13 protein-coding genes are annotated in these 17,724 nt (G+C 45.4%); 5 read left to right on the forward strand and 8 right to left on the reverse strand.

The features are described 5' to 3' along the window. Window positions 1-99: 99 nt before the first annotated feature. From BACSA_RS01215 to BACSA_RS01255, 8 genes are all read right to left on the reverse strand, one after another. Window positions 100-1,332, reverse strand: coding sequence for a sugar MFS transporter (locus BACSA_RS01215; protein WP_013616306.1), 1,233 nt, complete (start codon window positions 1,330-1,332; stop codon window positions 100-102). Between the two features lie 38 nt (window positions 1,333-1,370). Further along, complete coding sequence (locus BACSA_RS01220) at window positions 1,371-4,244, reverse strand: bifunctional fucokinase/fucose-1-phosphate guanylyltransferase (RefSeq protein WP_013616307.1); 2,874 nt, start codon at window positions 4,242-4,244, stop codon at window positions 1,371-1,373. After that, complete coding sequence (locus tag BACSA_RS01225; protein ID WP_013616308.1) at window positions 4,241-5,341, reverse strand: GDP-L-fucose synthase family protein; 1,101 nt, start codon at window positions 5,339-5,341, stop codon at window positions 4,241-4,243. Before BACSA_RS01225 ends, BACSA_RS01220 begins: the two co-directional genes overlap by 4 nt. A gap of 345 nt (window positions 5,342-5,686) precedes the next feature. Continuing rightward, the gene (gmd, locus tag BACSA_RS01235; RefSeq protein ID WP_013616309.1) at window positions 5,687-6,775 is read right to left on the reverse strand and encodes a GDP-mannose 4,6-dehydratase; all 1,089 of its coding nucleotides are present in this window, start codon (window positions 6,773-6,775) and stop codon (window positions 5,687-5,689) included. A gap of 177 nt (window positions 6,776-6,952) precedes the next feature. Further along, window positions 6,953-8,200 (reverse strand): nucleotide sugar dehydrogenase, encoded by a 1,248-nt coding sequence (locus tag BACSA_RS01240; protein ID WP_013616310.1) that lies wholly within the window; start codon window positions 8,198-8,200, stop codon window positions 6,953-6,955. A 1-nt stretch (window position 8,201) separates the two neighbouring features. Further along, on the reverse strand, window positions 8,202-10,652 hold the full coding sequence (locus BACSA_RS01245) for a GumC family protein (RefSeq protein WP_013616311.1): 2,451 nt from the start codon (window positions 10,650-10,652) through the stop codon (window positions 8,202-8,204). 55 nt (window positions 10,653-10,707) lie between these two features. Beyond that, window positions 10,708-11,505 (reverse strand): polysaccharide biosynthesis/export family protein, encoded by a 798-nt coding sequence (locus BACSA_RS01250; RefSeq protein WP_013616312.1) that lies wholly within the window; start codon window positions 11,503-11,505, stop codon window positions 10,708-10,710. A gap of 95 nt (window positions 11,506-11,600) precedes the next feature. Then, window positions 11,601-12,035 (reverse strand): BT0820 family HAD-type phosphatase, encoded by a 435-nt coding sequence (locus tag BACSA_RS01255; RefSeq protein WP_013616313.1) that lies wholly within the window; start codon window positions 12,033-12,035, stop codon window positions 11,601-11,603. Window positions 12,036-12,691: 656 nt separating this feature from the next. On the opposite strand from BACSA_RS01255, the gene BACSA_RS01265 reads away from it, so the two are divergent. The 5 genes from BACSA_RS01265 (at window position 12,692) to pulA (ending at window position 17,715) form a co-directional block, all read left to right on the forward strand. After that, complete coding sequence (locus tag BACSA_RS01265; RefSeq protein ID WP_041583821.1) at window positions 12,692-13,387, forward strand: DUF4827 domain-containing protein; 696 nt, start codon at window positions 12,692-12,694, stop codon at window positions 13,385-13,387. Beyond that, window positions 13,387-14,760, forward strand: coding sequence for a phosphoglucosamine mutase (gene glmM / locus BACSA_RS01270; protein WP_013616315.1), 1,374 nt, complete (start codon window positions 13,387-13,389; stop codon window positions 14,758-14,760). Before BACSA_RS01265 ends, glmM begins: the two co-directional genes overlap by 1 nt. A 24-nt stretch (window positions 14,761-14,784) precedes the next feature. Then, complete coding sequence (locus tag BACSA_RS01275) at window positions 14,785-15,090, forward strand: DUF4286 family protein (protein ID WP_013616316.1); 306 nt, start codon at window positions 14,785-14,787, stop codon at window positions 15,088-15,090. Beyond that, window positions 15,087-15,656, forward strand: coding sequence for a crossover junction endodeoxyribonuclease RuvC (ruvC, locus tag BACSA_RS01280; protein ID WP_013616317.1), 570 nt, complete (start codon window positions 15,087-15,089; stop codon window positions 15,654-15,656). The genes BACSA_RS01275 and ruvC overlap by 4 nt, the downstream gene beginning before the upstream one ends. An 82-nt stretch (window positions 15,657-15,738) precedes the next feature. After that, entirely contained in the window at window positions 15,739-17,715 is a 1,977-nt protein-coding gene (pulA, locus tag BACSA_RS01285) for a type I pullulanase (RefSeq protein WP_041583822.1), read from the forward strand. Window positions 17,716-17,724: the final 9 nt, after the last annotated feature.

Consider the following 17,724-nt stretch of genomic DNA (forward strand, 5'->3'; position numbering starts at 1 on the left):
GAGACTAACTGCATTTTCGACACGATTAGTAATCGTCATGCTGTACGATTAGTAATCGTTAGGCTATACGATTACTAATCGTATCTGTAATGAAGCAACTCATCCGGCAAAGTCAGTATGGCGGCGTTGGCGTAACAGATAGAAAGCGTATGCGGCGATAATTATAAAACATAGCAGGGGGACGATAAAGCCGGTGGCAGTGTTCACCGTATCGGCTATGTAACCCATAATGATAGGGGCGACCGCTCCACCTACGATACTCATAATCAGATAGGATGAGGCTCGTTTGGTATGTCCGCCTACTCCCCGTATGGCTAAAGCGAAGATGGTGGGGAACATGATTGATTCACAGAGAAAACAGAAGAAGAAAGCGCTTATTGACACGGTTCCCAAGCCAGCCATGACGATTGACATAGAGAGAATACCGCCTATGGATACACAGGCTAATAAGCGTTCGGAACGGATAAACCCCATTGCCCAGCTTCCTGCCATTCTTCCTGCCATAAATAATCCCATTCCTGCAAACGAAAGCCATAGCGCTGCTTCGCGGGGAGAGATGGAACCGTGTTCCGTTACATAATTGATAAAGAAACTATTAATGCCGGTCTGAGCGGCTACATAGAAAAACAGGGCAATCAGCCCGAATACAAAATTCCCGTGGCTCCATAAAGAGCGTTTGGTACCTGTTCGTGCAACGGCGGCAGGGTCTTCAGCTTTAATTTCCGGCAAATGGATGCGTGAGAACAGAATAGCTGCCAATAATACAAGTGTGCCGATAATGGCATAAGGCATAGCGACACTGCTTTCTTTTTCATTGGCAGTAAAGATAAACAAACCACCAATCAAAGGGCCGCATATCCAGCCTAATCCGTTGAATGACTGCGCTAAATTAATCCGGCGTTCGGCAGACTCTTTCTCTCCCAAAACCGTTACATACGGATTGGCTGCCGTTTCCAGGCAAGTCAGTCCACATCCGATAATAAACAGCGAGAGCAAGAAAAAAGGAAACGACATGATTTGTTCGCCGGGGATGAACATCAAAGCGCCTGTCCCATATAATAGCAAACCTGTTACGACACCGGTTCGGTATCCGCAACGCCGGATAATCTCACCGGCAGGCATTGCCATTAGAAAATAGCCGCCGTAGACTACAGCTTGTATCAATGCCGAATGGGTTTTTGAGATGCTCAAAGCGTCTTGAAAGTGTTTGTTCAATACGTCTAAGATGCTATGGGCAAATCCCCATAGAAAGAAAAGCGTGGTTATTAAAATGAATGGAACAAGGTAATTTGTTCCATCGCTTGTCTGCACTAGTTTTATTTTCGGTTTCATAGATGTATATTGTTGATGAGTTGCTTGTCAACCGGATGCTAACTTCTGCTTACTTCCAAACCTTTGTTTGACAAAGTCATTTCTACGAAACGGGCTCGGTCGTTTGGAGGATTTTGCACGAGTATTTTCCGGATTCGTAAAGCTGCTTCCGGGTCTTTGGCTACCATGTACAGGTATCCGCCTCCGCCAGCTCCGGGGAGTTTGTAGCCTAAACAGAGGTCATCTATTCTTTTTGTTAATTCCGCTATTGCTTTAGGATTAGTGCCTGCGTCAAGCAATTGGTTTTGCTGCCAGGTCTTGCGTATCAGCCGTCCGGTCTCTTCGAAATTATTGCGTAGGATTGCATCGTACAAATTAAGTGCATGTTGTTTCATTTCACCTAATAGCTGTAGATGTTCGGTCGAATTTAAGAACATGCTACGGACGATTTCCGCCAAAATGCTTTTGGCTGTCCGCGTAATGCCTGTATAATATAATAAATGGCATTTCCGGTATTCATCATTGGTGAAGAGATGTTCGGGCAACCAACGTACCATCGGTTCTTGATTCCAGCCAGGTTGTGTCTGGAGCAATTTCACGCCTTGTAAAACGCCTCCGTATTGGTCTTGCCAACCGCCTCCGGTAGTAAGCAGTTGTTCTAATATTAAAGTCCGGCTTCCTATTTCCTGTTTATCCCAATTCAGTCCACAAAAGTCGTTGACTGCTCCCAATACGGTAGATGCAAGAATGGAACTGGTTCCCAATCCGGAGCCTGCCGGTATGGCGGATAGCAAAGTGACTTCGATTCCCGAGCCAAAAGCCTGTAATTGTTTTTCCAGTGAACTGAAATGTTCGGTAGAGAAATCGGGGTGGAATCCTGCCAGCACTAAAGCTGCCTTGGGAATAGAGAAAGGAGACCCTACTTGGTTGAACTGATGCAGTTCTTCGTATGTCGTAACAGTTTCCATCGCTCCTAAATCAATGGAACGAAGGGTGATGCGATAAGCGTTCGAAGGCTTTACGTAAACTTGAAGCGGCGGTTGTCCGTTTAGTTCGATAGCGATGTTGACCACATTCCCGCCTTCCATTAAGCTATAAGGCGGTGTATCGGTCCAGCCTCCGGCAAGGTCTATACGTACGGGGCTGCGTCCCCACACAATTTGGTCTGCATAAACCGATAAACGGGGTGATTGCTTATGTTTGACCGTTGATGTCAGCCCTTCGCGCATCAGCCGAAAGGCAGTATCTTCTTCACGTTTGACTTCGTTCGTGAATTTTCCTTCTTTTAATTGAAGTGTTTGTGCCCGGAACATTGCGTCACTAATGCGGGTCATTAGTGGAGCAGAGTCGGGTAAGGGGTGAGGGAGAGGCAGGCGGAACTTTGTAAATTCTTCTGCTGCTTCCTGTAGATTGAGTTGGTAGAATATGCTTTTTTCGTAGTTATCAGCCAATGCGTTCCAATTGTATTTACGGAATTCTTCACGCTGGCTTGCCAGACGCCGTAAATTGGCGTATGCTGATATCTCGTCTGCTGATAGCTTTTGTGCTTGCATCCAAATGGTTTTACCGGTTTGTAGCTCAGGTTCGCTTGTCATCCAGCGCAAGACTTTTTCCAACTCGTCTTTGGTATGGCAAATCGGGAATAGCCGTGCGGCTTGTAAGTCTTCACTGTGTATGATTTGTCCCGCATCCAAACCTCGCTGGGCAAGCCAGTCTGTGACGGGCATTTCTTGGTATAGTGTGTCTTCCTTGTCCAATGCTCCACGGAATGCATCGTTGAATCCGTATGGGCGGGCTACATAATCGGTTTCGCCAATCGGTACAACATCTATGCAGCATCCTGTAGGGACATTGAGTGCCCAGTTGTTCTCAGGAACTCCAGTGATGATGTTTCGGGCGTTCAGTTTCCAGTCTGATGCGATACAGCTGTTTTCAATCCATACTTCAGAATTTTCGGGAGTGAATGTATAGTGGGTGATTGCATTCTGGACGAAAATGGCAGGATGCGGTTTGACTTTCTTGTGCATAATCATCCGCTGGTCTATCACGCAGTTTTGAATGGCCAATGTTGATGAAATCATTTCGCGGCTGGTTCCATAGTGATGGAATTCACCTCCCGGCAGCGGAAGTATGGCTACGGTAAGCTGGTTCAGTTCCGCATCTTCTATTTGGGGATGTGCGCCTAATGCACGTCCAAAATCAGAATACAAATCATAATACGTAATTTCACCGTTTTCATTGACGGAATGTTTGATTAATAACTCAATGGCACGGTCGCTTAAAAGCCAGATACCTATATCCATCAGGAAAAGATAATCTTGCATCAGTTTGCCTAACAGTTCTACGCTGGGCTTTTGCAACATGAAGTCTAATTGCTCCGGATTCTTGCGTGAGGATACGAAGACACCGTGGTTCTTTGCCAATTGTGGGTCTACCCATAATCCGTAGCAAACAACATCTGCTTCGGGTATGTCCTGCAATGCTTTTGACGTGCGGATATACACATCTCCGCTGGCAATGAGTGTGTGCAGGCTTTCGGGAGCTTTTTGCATGATTTCTTCGTATAAAGGAATCTGAAGTGAAAGAAGATTCTGTGTCAGCCGTTGTCCGCGTCCCCAGCGGAATACAGGGATAGGGGTCAGAATCTTGCCTGAAGGTGCGTAGGCAGGAAGCCTTCGGCTTTGTCCGCCGGCATGTAATAGGATACGTTTTTCGTTTCCCGTCCAAGTTGCCAAGTCATCCGTTATCCGATGAGTAGTTTCTGAATGCTTCTCTTCATTCCGGCATGCTTGCAACAGCCATGTTGTTCCTCCTCCCGAACCTAGTTTGCTGTCAATAGGGTCAGAAGTACAAAACCATTCTTTTGGGTCGGTATGAGTGATGTCGTGAAAACACGTTACTAAATTAGGGGGAAGTGATAAGAGCTTTTTCATACAGTCTGATGATTGATGCAGATTCCTTTCATATACCATTCATATAAGCGGTGGATGCCTTCATCTATTTCGATTTTGTGATGCCATCCTAAGTTGTGCAGTTTGCTTACATCGGTTAATTTGCGTAATGTGCCGTCAGGTTTCGATGCATCCCAACGCAGTTCGCCTTTAAATCCGATTTCTTTCATGATTTTCCCGGCAAGTTCCTTGATGCTCAACTCTTTGCCTGTACCTACGTTGATATGGCAGTTGCGTATTTCCTTGTCTCCTTCTTTGTAGGTATCTTTAAAGTCGACATTCAGCAATACATGTACGCTGGCATCTGCCATTTCTTCACTCCATAGGAACTCGCGCAGTGGTTTTCCTGTACCCCATAGTGTGACCGCTTCGGGCGTGATGCCGAATTTTGCCAGTTTCGCTAAGATTTCTTCGTTGCTGTTGCTTCCGTTCACTCCTTCTACCGGGCGCAGGTCGATGTCTTTGCGTACGGCATCCCAGTTGTTTTCGTTCAGGCATTTTGCCAGATGGATTTTTCGGATCATTGCCGGAAGGACATGGCTGTTTTCCAGATGGAAATTGTCATTCGGTCCGTATAGATTGGTGGGCATTACCGCAATGTAGTTGGTGCCATATTGCAAGTTAAAGCTTTCACACATTTTCAATCCGGCTATTTTGGCGATGGCATACGGTTCGTTGGTATATTCTAAGGGGGATGTGAGGAGGACTTCTTCTTTCATCGGTTGAGGCGCTTCACGCGGATAGATGCAAGTGCTTCCTAAAAAAAGTAATTTTTTCACATTGTGGCGGAAGCTTTCGCCGATGACGTTTTGTTGTATCTGCAGGTTTTGGTAAATAAAGTCAGCACGGTATTGCAAGTTAGCCATAATACCTCCTACGTGTGCGGCTGCCAATACAACTGCATCGGGCTGTTCTTCGTCAAAGAACCGTTTTACGGCGGCATTGTCCAACAAGTCCAGCTCTTTGTGGCTTCTGCCTGTTAAGTTGACATATCCTCTTTGCTGGAGGTTATTCCAAATGGCAGACCCCACCAGTCCGTGATGTCCTGCCACGTATATTTTCGCTGATTTATCTAACATGATTTTGCTTTTGATTCTTGTTTAATAATTAGCTTGTATGAAAAATTCACCACAGAGAACACAGAGTATCACAGAGGAATTATTTAAAAGTCTTCGTGTGCCTCTTGTGCTTTGTGGTGAAACATCGGTTAGTTTTAGAAGCTGTTTTGAATTTCTCCAAAAAGTTTTTCTTGGGTTGATGTATCCGTTTTCGTGTGTGCTTTGGGCGATTTTTTGGTCCTTTCCGCTCCTGTTCTTCGTCAGATAGCCCGCTATCTTCCTCATCACAGAAGCGAAAATGCCTCAAAAACTCATCCCAAATCATCGCACGATAAATTCAAAACAGCTTCTTATAACATGCCTAATTTATTCGGTTTTATCCATTTCGGCTTTTAAATGCAGTTTTTTTACAAAGCGCATGTCGTGTTCTACCATAATGCGTACCAATTCAGGGAATGGTGTTTTGGTAGGATTCCATCCTAAAGTCTCTTTTGCTTTTGTCGGGTCTCCTAAGAGTTGCTCTACTTCGCACGGGCGGAAATATTTGGGGTCTACTTCTACAAGAACCCGTCCTGTCGCCTTGTCAATTCCTTTTTCATCTACACCGCTTCCTTGCCATTCCAATTCGATGTTGAGATAATGGAATGCCAATGTACAAAACTCGCGCACCGTATGCATTTCGCCTGTTGCTATCACAAAATCTTCAGGCTTGTCGTTTTGCAGGATAAGCCACATGCATTCTACGTAATCTTTGGCATACCCCCAGTCACGTTTGGCATCAAGATTTCCTAAATACAGTTTATCTTGGAATCCTTGTTTGATGCGTGCTGCTGCCAATGTGATTTTTCGGGTTACAAAGTTCTCGCCCCGGCGTTCGCTCTCATGGTTGAAAAGGATGCCGTTTACTGCAAACATACCATAACTTTCCCGGTAGTTTTTGGTTATCCAGAAACCATATTGTTTAGCTACTCCATACGGCGAGCGTGGATAGAAAGGTGTTGTTTCTTTTTGAGGGATTTCCTGTACTTTGCCGAACAGCTCCGATGTGGATGCCTGATAAATACGGCAAGTTTTGTCAAGCCCGCAGATGCGTACCGCTTCCAATAGGCGTAATGTGCCGATAGCATCGGCTTCTGCTGTATATTCGGGTACATCGAAAGATACCTTTACATGGCTTTGCGCAGCCAAGTTGTATATCTCGGTCGGATGTATGTCGCTGATGATGCGGATAAGCGAACTTGAGTCTGTCATGTCTCCCCAGTGCAGGTTTACCAAGCGGCTTTTCTTCATGTCGCGTACCCATTCATCTAAATAAAGATGCTCGATGCGTCCTGTATTGAATGAGGAGGAGCGGCGCAGAATGCCGTGCACTTCATATCCTTTTTCTATTAAGAATTCGGCCAGATAAGACCCGTCTTGACCGGTGATGCCGGTAATTAAAGCAACTTTTCTCATTGTTTCATTTTTATATATCGCACAAAATAACAATTTTATTTTTGGACAGCCAAGTGTAAGAAAGAATTTTTGTATCGTTTCTGATGGGGGAATATGGAAATGCCAAACTTTTCAGAGGATAATGAAAAGTTTGGCATGGATGACGGGGATATTTATTTAATGGAGAGTATCAAAGAATCAGTCTCTGCGAAAAATATCCCGTGTATAAACTTTTTCTTTTACATCATCTAAAGATGAGTCATACCGGTTCGCGATAATTGCCTGGCTTTGGCGCTTAAATGTTTCTAAATCATTTACAACTTTACTTCCGAAGAACGTGCTTCCGTCTTCCAATGTTGGTTCATAGATGATGACAATTGCCCCTTTTGCCTTGATGCGTTTCATTACTCCCTGAATGCTGCTTTGGCGGAAATTGTCGGAATTTGATTTCATCGTAAGACGGTAAACGCCGATGATGCATTGACGTTCTTCATTCGGGTTATAATCTCCCCGGTTATAATAGTCATAATATCCGGCTTTATGCAGGATGCGGTCGGCAATGAAATCTTTTCGGGTACGATTGCTTTCTACAATTGCCTGAATCAGATTTTCGGGTACATCTGCGTAGTTGGCAAGAAGCTGCTTGGTATCTTTGGGCAAGCAATATCCGCCATATCCGAAACTCGGGTTGTTGTAATGTGTTCCAATGCGGGGGTCGAGGCAAACGCCGCTGATGATGGCTTGTGTGTCAAGACCTTTCATCTCGGCGTATGTATCCAATTCGTTAAAATAGCTGACCCGCAAGGCCAGGTAAGTGTTGGCAAATAATTTTACGGCTTCCGCTTCGGTCAATCCCATGAACAATGTGTCAATGTTTTCTTTGATAGCTCCTTCTTGCAATAGGTTTGCGAAAGTATGGGCAGCTTCATCCAGACGTTTGTCTCCTTCCGGACGGCCTACAATGATGCGGCTGGGGTAGAGGTTATCATACAATGCCTTGCTTTCGCGCAGAAACTCTGGCGAGAAAATGATGTTTTCGCTATTCATTTTCTTGCGTATGCTTTCTGTATAACCGACCGGAATCGTACTTTTGATAACCATGATAGCGTTTGGATTGACGCTTTTTACCAGCTTAATAACTTCTTCTACGTGGCTGGTATCGAAGTAATTCTTTACCGGGTCATAGTTCGTGGGAGCGGCGATAATGACAAAGTCTGCATCGCTATATGCCCGGGCACCGTCAAGCGTAGCCGTCAGGTTCAGTTCCTTTTCAGAGAGATATTTCTCGATATATTCATCCTGAATGGGAGATTTACGCTGATTAATCAAGTCGACCTTTTCAGGAATAACGTCTACAGCTGTAACCTGATGGTGCTGGCTCAGCAATGTGGCGATGCTTAAACCGACATAGCCTGTACCGGCTACAGCTATCTTAAACTCTTTCATGTTACTTTGTTTTATCTTTTTTATTCTTGTTTCCTTCGTCATACCCGTATCCGTAGCCATATCCATAACCGTATGTTTTTCCGCCATAGCCATATTTGGCTCCATATTCATAGCCGTAGCTATTCTTGCGTTTGCTCATGTCGATGTCATTGATGACGGTTGCTAGTTTGGGGAATTTCTTTTCATCGCGCAATACATTGATGTAGCGGTATCCTGCCTTGGGAGTGACATCTGCGCGGCAGACATAGACACATAAATTCGCTACACGTCCGATAATTGCCGTATCTGTAACCATTGCGATAGGGGCGGTATCTAAGATAATGTAGTCATACCGCTGTTTGAGTAGTTCTATAGCACGGTCGAGTACATCCCGAGCCACCAGTTCGGTCGGGTTGGGAGGTACGGGACCTCCGGGAAGGATATCCAGATTCGGACTGATATCAGAAGTCTGGACCATATCGAATATGTTGACATGTTCCGGATCGGCAAGGTAGTTGGTGATGCCTTCGGCACGTCGTGAAAGGTTGAACACTTTGTTCAGACCGGGCTTGCGGATATCCATACCTACGATAATGGTCTTTTTTCCTAAGAAAGCAAGGCTGACAGCGGTATTTCCCGCCACAAATGATTTTCCTTCTCCCGGTTGGGTAGATGAGAAAAGTATCACTTTTTGGTCTTTCCCTAACATGAACAACAGGTTCGTACGTAAGCCACGGAACGTTTCCTCCATGATGTCGTTTTTGTTTTCACGCACTACTACGGCTCCTTTTTCCGGTTTCTTGCAACGGGGCAATTCGGCGAGGATAGGAACGTCTGTGATATGTTCTACATCTTCTCGGTTTTCTATCTTGTATTTTAACAAGTCACGCAGATATACGATGCCGACCGGAATGCCTAATCCCAATATCAGTGCGGCTAAAGCGATAATTTTTTTCTTGGGAGAAACAGGGTCTTTATCAGCCAATGCATCTTCGATGATACGCCCGTTGTTTGCCGTAGCGGCAAGCGTGAGGGCGTTTTCCTCCCGCTTTTGTAAAAGCATGGTATAGAGTGCGGCTTTGATTTCCTGTTGGCGAGCGATGCTTAGGAATTCTTTTTCTTGAATTGGCGCATTGCTGATTCTGCCTTCAAATTTGCGGGCTTGGCGTTCGATGTCGCTTTTTGCAATATTCAGTCCTTTCAGTACGCTCTCGACCGTAGTTTGAACGCTATGGCGCATCGCTTCGATGCCTGTATTCATATTGATTACGGCTGGATTGCTTTCTGAGGAGGTACGTAACAGACGGTTCCGTTCGACAATCATCGCATTGTATTGGTCGATAGCGGAAGTCAGGTTTTGGTCTTGCAATCCCACATTGGAAGGAATCACTTCATCATCGTTTTTGGGGTCGTTGATGTAGTTACGCAAAAATTCCACTAATTGGATTTGAGTCGCGTTTTCCATACGTTGTTGTCCGTATCTGGAACTTTCTTCCAAGGCTAGTTTTGCATCGCTGGTTAAGTCTGTCAGTCCTGAACGTTGTTTAAAATCAGCCAGTTCTGTTTCTGCTGTTCCTAATTCCCGATTAATGATGCTGATGCGTTCTTCGATGAATTCTGCAGTTTTCTGAGCCACTTCGTTCTTTTCGTCGTTAGCATCCTGATTATAGAAAGCTACCAGACAGTTTACGAAGTCAATGCCTCGTTGTTTGTCTGTATTTTGTACGCTGATTTGTGCAATTGTTGTGGTTTTCGATGTTGCTTCTACCGTAAGGTTTTCCATATAATCTTGTGCCGTAACGGTAGGAGAACTGATATATGCCATTAATTTTACGTCTTCTTCCATTGGTTCGGGTAGAGAATCGTTTTTAGAGAAATTAATGACGCCTACCGGTGTAGGAAGTATGGCGGGTAACCGGTCGAATTCTTTTTCTATTTCTTCTTCATCTCCTTCTTCGTCAATAACGTATTTGGCATGCACATGCAGCTTTCCGTCAAGAGTGTATTTCATTTTCAACTTGACAGGAGCTTCCAGCTTGTCGGCTTCTTCGGGAGTCATGAATACGTTTACGGGGGAAGTCCGGTAGAGCGGGATGTTGTATCCGGTAATACGGTCTTTTGCTATAGTTGTATACAATCGGAGTTCGTTTACCGCTTTTTTGATAAGGGTGCGCGAATGTAAGATTTCCACTTCATTGTCGAAGTTGTTGGTCATGGAGAACATGCCTAAATCCTGAATGGCGGCTAAAGGAGATGCGGCCGAATTTCCACCCTTTTGTTCCTCTTCCTTAATCAATACAGCTGCTGTGATGTTGTATACAGGTTGTTGGTAGCGCAAGAAAAGGAATGCCAATATCATGCATGCGATCACACTGATTACAAACCAGGGCCAATAGGCAAGGTATTTGAAGAATATGGCATACAGGTTTATCGTTTCTTCACTGTTCTGTTCGTTGAAATTTTGTTCTTCCATACGTTTTTGAGTTCTTAAGTTTTTAAGTTCTTAAGTTGAGTTCTTTTTAAGTTGTTTATTTCAGTATATTGACTAACAAGCTGGCGATAGATACCAAGATGGAGGTTGCAGAGATAATGGTAGTTGTAGTATTACCGATATCAGAGTTCTTTGCCTTGGTCTTGTTGGGCGTTACATAAAGGATGTCATTCTGGCGGAGGTAGAAGTAAGGCGAGAGCACGATGTCGCTCTTGGTCAGGTCGAGTTCGATGATTTCGCGTTTTCCGTCCGCTTCTTCACGAATCAGTTTTACATTGGTTCTTACACCATATACCGTCATATCTCCTGCCATGGCAAGTGCCTCGAGCACGTTTACTTTTTCATTGCTGACATTGAATGTGCCGGGGCGTGCTACTTCGCCCAATACCGAAATCTTATAGTTCGCCATACGTACGGTTACAATCGGAGATTCCTTCAGATAAGGTTTCAGCCGTTCGCGGATCAGGTTTTCCGCTTCGTTTTTCGTAAGCCCTCCTACATGCAGGCGTCCCAATACCGGGAAATCGATGTCGCCTTCATTGCTTACCAGGTATTGTTGGAGGGTAGGTTGTGTAGTCGTGTTGATGTTAGTCAGAGCTGCATTCAAAGGGGTTTGCACCGTCAGGTTGAATGGTGCGGCAGCCTGTGGGTCGGTTGTGTTAATCGTGATGCTTAACAAGTCTTTCGGCATGATTTGGGCATCGTAAAGAGGAATTTCTTTTCCATATTCGTTCACTATCTGCGGGTCTTGCAGATAAGGCACATTCTTATAAGAAGTGCATCCTGCAGAGAGAACTGTTACAGTTAGGGCGAAAAAAATGGTTTTCAGTTTCATTTGTTTTGGGTTTGTAAATTTTAAATGCATCGGATAAAAACTTCAGCATTTAGTGTTTATTAAAGAATCACTTGATTATCTCTTGTCGTTTTATCTTATCTGAAAAGCCTTCCGAAAAGTCCTTTTTTCTTATTATCTTCCGGCTCCGTATCGTTTTCGTATCTGTCGAGCAAGTCTTCGTATGACAATTTTTTTGTAACCATTTCATAAATAGTTCCCCAGTCGGGTAGTCCTCCCAAGTTCCGGTCATCGATGAACAAGTCTGCTTTCAGCTTCCGGGAGTAGTGGTTGTTTTGTCCTTTTTCTTCTTCGGGGTAGTCTCGGTTGACGGCATAGAACTCCAATCCACGTTGCCGGCAGAACTCAACGGCTTCTTCCAATAGCTTGCCTTCACGTACGCTCCAGAGGATGAGCTTATGCCGTTCGGCTTTCAGTTTCTTTAAAGTTTCGATAGCAAACGGGATTTCAGGACCGATTGCCGGATATTTGTGTTCTACGATGGTTCCATCAAAGTCAACGGCTATTAGCATAGTTGTAAATTTAAATGGATAATATAAATTCGTTAATTTTTCGTGTCAAAGTGTGCTCCAACATTGCTTGTTTATTCTTATTACATATATTATATGAGACGAATAAGTAAGTAATTTTTAGAGCGTATGTAAAATCTGCGCAAAAATACAATTAATTCTTGAAAGCACAAAGAGAAAAACTTGTTTTAAGAAACAGTTTTGAATTGTTCAAAGATGTTCAAAAGAAGCATGTTATCTCATATATGTGCATTTCCTCTCGGATATATATGCGTAGCCCGATGCAGATAGTTGCGTGTGCCGCCGCAAATGTCCAGGCAAATATAACGTTGCTTATCGGAAAAATTTAGAAGCTGTTTTGAATTTATCGTGCGCTGATTTGGGATGAGTTTTTGAGGCATTTTCGCTTCTGTGATGAGGAAGATAGCGGGCTATCTGACGAAGAACAGGAGCGGAAAGGACCAAAAAATCGCCCAAAGCACACACGAAAACGGATGCATCAAGCCAAGAAAAACTTTTTGGAGAAATTCAAAACAGCTTCTAAGCAGGCTTAAGCGTCCTCAATATAAAATAGAGGCGATGAAAACTTAAAAACTCACAAACAGTTGGCGTATATAAAGGCATTTTATTATTTTTGCCGTCATAAATTTAGAGAAAAGATGAAACAGGTCAGACAAGTGCTTGCGGCATTGTTTTTTGCCGCTTTGTTTTTGCCGAGTTGCAATAACGGCAAGACGTATGCAGAATATCGAGAAGATGAATTGAACGCGATTGATTCTTGGATTGCTTCACATGACTATGATATAATAAGCGAGAGGGAGTTTTACGCGCAGGATACAATGACAACAGACAATCAGTTTGTCTTGTTCGAGGAAAGCGGTGTATATATGAATATTGTGGAAAAGGGCAAAGGCGAGTCGGTTTTGCCGGACGGCTCGTATTCGATTCTTTCGCGCTATTACGAGATCGCGATGCAAGACCGGGGCGATATGTTCAGCTTGGGAGATACCCTGACGGGGAATATGAAGCTGTACAACTATCCGCTTTACATTGTGGATTCGTCATGGTCTTTGCCGATGTATATGCTGCATCCGGAGGAGTATAAAGTGACCATTAGCGGAGATTCTTACTCGGCGGCTTTTTCGGCCAGCTATATTATGTATGCGGTTTACGAAACTACTTCAGTGCCTTCGGGATGGCTATTGCCGTTGAAGTATATCAAGCCTTCGCGCACGTCATCCTCTACGGACGTTGCCCGTGTGCGCCTGATTGTTCCGCATGCGGAGGGAACGTATGACGCTTCTCAGGCGGTATATCCGTGTTATTATGAAATCACTTATAATTTAGGAAAATAATGGCTCTGATAAAATCAATCTCCGGCATTCGAGGAACGGTCGGAGGCAATGCGGGCGAAGGGTTGACCCCGCTGGATATTGTAAAATTCACCTCTGCTTATGCGGCATTGATTCGCCGCATTTCTTTTGTGAAAAGTAATCGGATTATCGTAGGACGTGATGCGCGTGTATCGGGTGAAATGGTGCGCCGTTTGGTATGCGGCACGTTGATGGGCATGGGATTTGATGTCGTGGATATCGGTTTGGCTTCTACACCGACCACCGAGCTTGCCGTGACTATGGCAGGGGCGTGTGGAGGCATTATCCTGACAGCAAGCCATAATCCGAAGCAATGGAATGCATTGAAATTGCTGAACGGGCAGGGCGAATTCTTGAATGCGGAAGAAGGGCAGGAGGTTCTGCGCATGGCGGAAGCTGAAGCTTTTGAGTATGCCGGTATCGACCGCTTGGGGAGCTATACCGAAGATTTGAGCTATAATGAGAAGCATATCGAACGCGTATTGGCGTTGGATTTGGTTGATGTGGAAGCTATCCGCAAAGCCGGTTTCCGTGTCGCTATCGATTGTGTCAATTCGGTAGGAGGCATCATTTTGCCTCAATTGTTGGAGCGTCTGGGCGTGAAGCATGTCCGGAAGTTGTATTGCGAGCCGACAGGAGACTTCCAGCATAATCCGGAACCTTTGGAAAAGAACTTGGGAGACATCATGAATCTGATGAAAGAGGGAGGAAATGACGTGGCCTTCGTGGTGGACCCGGACGTAGACCGTTTGGCGATGATTTGTGAAGACGGGACAATGTTTGGCGAAGAATATACGTTGGTTTCTGTGGCAGATTATGTATTGAAGCACACGCCGGGCAATACGGTGTCGAATTTAAGTTCTACACGCGCTTTGCGTGATGTGACCAATAACTATGGCATGCAATATTATGCCTCGGCTGTAGGTGAAGTGAATGTTGTTGCCAAAATGAAAGAGGTGAATGCGGTAATTGGAGGCGAAGGCAATGGAGGTGTGATTTATCCGGAAGCGCATTATGGCAGAGACGCGTTGGTAGGCATCGCTTTGTTTTTAAGCCATTTGGCGCACGAAGGGAAAAAGGCGAGTGAGCTTCGTGCCGTTTATCCGAAGTATTGCATGGCAAAAAAACGCATTGACCTGACGCCGGATACGGATGTGGATGCGATATTGAAAAAGGTGAAGGAAACCTACCGTAAGGAGGAAGTGAACGATATAGACGGGGTGAAAATCGATTTCGCCGACGGTTGGGTACACCTGCGTAAGAGTAATACCGAACCGATTATCCGTGTTTATTCAGAAGCCGGAAGCATGGAAGATGCCAACCGGTTGGCGGATGAGGTGAGTGCATGTATTTGAGCTGATTTATAATTAGGAGGAACTATGCTGATTTACAATACGACTTATCACGTGGAGCTGGCGGACGCACGCAATTTCGTCATCTGGCTTCACGAGTGCTATATACCCGAAGCGGAGAAATCGGGGGAGTTGAAAAATCCACGTGTCTTACGTATCTTGAGCCATAAGGAGCAGGACAGCGAGTGCTTCTCTATGCAGTGGGAAGTGGAAGATAGTGCTGCGCTTCACCGTTGGCACACACAGGTTGGGGCGCGCCTGAACGATGAATTGATGAAAACGTTTAAAGACAAGGTGATAGGTTTCCCCACCTTGATGGAGGTCATTGCGTGATACAGCCCGTAAAGGAAAAGATTATCTTGGGTATCGACCCGGGTACGAATATTATGGGGTACGGGGTGCTGAAAATTACCGGTATCAAGCCTGAGGTGATGACGTTAGGGGTGATAGACCTGCGCAAGTGTGAAGACCCGTACTTGAAGCTGAAACATATTTACCAGCGGGTGCAGGGGGTCATTGCTTCGTATTTGCCCGACGAGCTTGCTATCGAGGCTCCTTTTTATGGTAAGAATGTCCAGTCGATGCTGAAGTTAGGACGTGCGCAGGGAGTGGCGATAGTGGCTGCCTTGTGCCGGGATATTCCGGTAACAGAATATGCGCCTTTGAAAATAAAGATGGCAATAACGGGAAACGGGCAAGCAAGCAAGGAGCAGGTGGCGAGTATGTTGAAACGGATGCTTCATATCCCCGATTCGGAAATGGGACCTTTCATGGATGCCACCGATGCTTTAGGCGCCGCCTATTGCCATTATCTGCAGATGGGACGCCCGTCGCTTCCCGATGCTTATTCGGGGTGGAAAGACTATATTCGCAAGCATCCTGAGAAGATTGTGAAATGAAATTGATGGGTTCATCACAGATTACACACCTATTAATGGATGGATGAATCTGTGCAATCTGTGGTGAAAAACAATAATGACAATGAATATTAAAACGACATTGCTGATGGGAATACTTGCCACGTTGATTTCCGCTTGCCGTCCGCATTCCGTTTCGTACGCTTCTTTCGATGAATATCCGGTGTATGAAGGGGGATGGGAAGAGATGGCATATACCCCTGAATGCACCGATTTTGCTTTGTGGGCACCTACGGCTCAAGCTGTTCGGGTATTGGTTTATGAAACGGGGCAGGGAGGCGCTGCCAAATGGATGATAGATATGCAACCTGCAGGAAACGGGATGTGGAGGGTATCGGTGAAAAGCGACCTGAAAGGATATTTTTATGCTTTTAATGTGCGGATAGATGGTGCCTGGCAAGGTGATACACCCGGATTGTGGGCGAAGGCGGTAGGTGTGAATGGAAATCGGGCTGCTATCCTTGATATGCAGGAGACCGACCCTGAAGGATGGAAGCAAGACAAGCGTCCGCCGATGAAAAGTTTCTCGGATATGGTGATTTACGAGATGCATTTGCGCGATTTCTCCGCCGATACCGTGGGAGGAATGAAGCATCGGGGTAAGTATTTGGCATTGGCAGAAGACAGTACACATACGTGGACGGGAGAACGGACAGGGCTTGCCCACCTGAAGGAACTGGGCGTAACCCATGTGCAATTGATGCCTGTGGCGGATTTTGCTTCGATAGACGAGACTAAGCCAGAAAGGCTTCAATACAATTGGGGGTATGATCCGAAGAACTATAATGTACCTGAAGGTTCGTATGCAACCGACCCATTCGAACCGGGAATACGTATCCGTGAATTCAAGCAAATGGTGCAAGCTTTGCACAAGGCGGGTATCCGGGTAATCATGGATGTGGTTTATAATCATACGTTCACTACACACGGCGGTATCTTCGAACGTACCGTTCCTGGATATTTCTATCGTAAGGATGCAGACGGGAATTTTGCCAACGGTTCGGGATGTGGGAACGAAACTGCCAGCGAGCGGGCGATGATGCGCAGGTTCATCGTAGAATCGGTATGCTATTGGGCGAAAGAATATCATATTGACGGTTTCCGTTTCGATTTGATGGGCTTACATGATATTGAGACGATGAATGCCGTGCGCCGTGCCCTTGACCGTATCGATCCTACTATATATGTGGGAGGTGAAGGCTGGTCGGCATCCGTTCCCCAGTTTCCGTCAGATTTGCTTGCTACAAAGGCGAATGTAAGTAAGATACCTCGGATAGCGGTTTTTCGGGATGAGTTTCGTGATAGCTTGCGCGGTCCTTTCGGAAACGATGAGAAAGGTGCGTTTCTTATTGGACGTCCAGGATATGAGCGGGGGATTCGTTTCGGTTTATCGGGAGGTGTATATTCTTTGACTTCCAATGATTCTGTTCCGCTTTCTCCTATGCAATTCATCAGCTATGTGAGTTGTCACGATGATTTGTGTCTGGCTGACCGCTTGAAAGTGACTTTGCCGGGTGCTTCCGTACAAGAATTGTGTGCGCTTCAGAAGTTGGGGGCAACGGCCATTCTTACTTCGCAAGGCATTCCTTTCCTCTTTGCCGGAGACGAGTTCCTTCGTGACCGGAAAGGTGCTCCGAATCCGTATAATATGCCAGATGCGGTCAATGCAATCAATTGGCATAATAAGATGCTTTATCGTGAGGTCTTCGATTATTATCGAGGGCTGATTGCGATGCGTAAGGCGCATCCTGCTTTCCGCATGGGCGATGCCGAATTGGTGCGTACATATTTGGAGTTTCTTCCAGTGCAGGCTGTGGGGGTAGTGGCTTTTCGCCTGAAAGGAAATCCGTGCGGGGATTCGTGGCTGAATACTATTGTAGTATTGAATGCACGTACAGAACCGGTTAAGGTCGATATACCTGACGGAAAATATTGGATTGTGTGCCAAGGCGGTAAAATCGATTTAGTTATGGGATTGGGGACGGTAACGGGAACCCAATTGGTAGTACATCCGCGTTCGGCTACGATTATCCATCAATAAATATAAAAA

The organism is Phocaeicola salanitronis DSM 18170, assembly GCF_000190575.1.
GTDB lineage: Bacteria > Bacteroidota > Bacteroidia > Bacteroidales > Bacteroidaceae > Phocaeicola > Phocaeicola salanitronis.

Coding starts and splice junctions, on each gene's coding strand:
- BACSA_RS01225 (WP_013616308.1), bottom strand. CDS start 5,341: ATGTTAGATAAATCAGCGAAAATATACGTGGCAGGACATCACGGACTG.
- BACSA_RS01245 (WP_013616311.1), bottom strand. CDS start 10,652: ATGGAAGAACAAAATTTCAACGAACAGAACAGTGAAGAAACGATAAAC.
- pulA (WP_041583822.1), top strand. CDS start 15,739: ATGAATATTAAAACGACATTGCTGATGGGAATACTTGCCACGTTGATT.
- BACSA_RS01240 (WP_013616310.1), bottom strand. CDS start 8,200: ATGAAAGAGTTTAAGATAGCTGTAGCCGGTACAGGCTATGTCGGTTTA.
- BACSA_RS01220 (WP_013616307.1), bottom strand. CDS start 4,244: ATGAAAAAGCTCTTATCACTTCCCCCTAATTTAGTAACGTGTTTTCAC.
- gmd (WP_013616309.1), bottom strand. CDS start 6,775: ATGAGAAAAGTTGCTTTAATTACCGGCATCACCGGTCAAGACGGGTCT.
- BACSA_RS01265 (WP_041583821.1), top strand. CDS start 12,692: ATGAAACAGGTCAGACAAGTGCTTGCGGCATTGTTTTTTGCCGCTTTG.
- BACSA_RS01215 (WP_013616306.1), bottom strand. CDS start 1,332: ATGAAACCGAAAATAAAACTAGTGCAGACAAGCGATGGAACAAATTAC.
- BACSA_RS01255 (WP_013616313.1), bottom strand. CDS start 12,035: ATGCTAATAGCCGTTGACTTTGATGGAACCATCGTAGAACACAAATAT.
- BACSA_RS01275 (WP_013616316.1), top strand. CDS start 14,785: ATGCTGATTTACAATACGACTTATCACGTGGAGCTGGCGGACGCACGC.
- BACSA_RS01250 (WP_013616312.1), bottom strand. CDS start 11,505: ATGAAACTGAAAACCATTTTTTTCGCCCTAACTGTAACAGTTCTCTCT.
- glmM (WP_013616315.1), top strand. CDS start 13,387: ATGGCTCTGATAAAATCAATCTCCGGCATTCGAGGAACGGTCGGAGGC.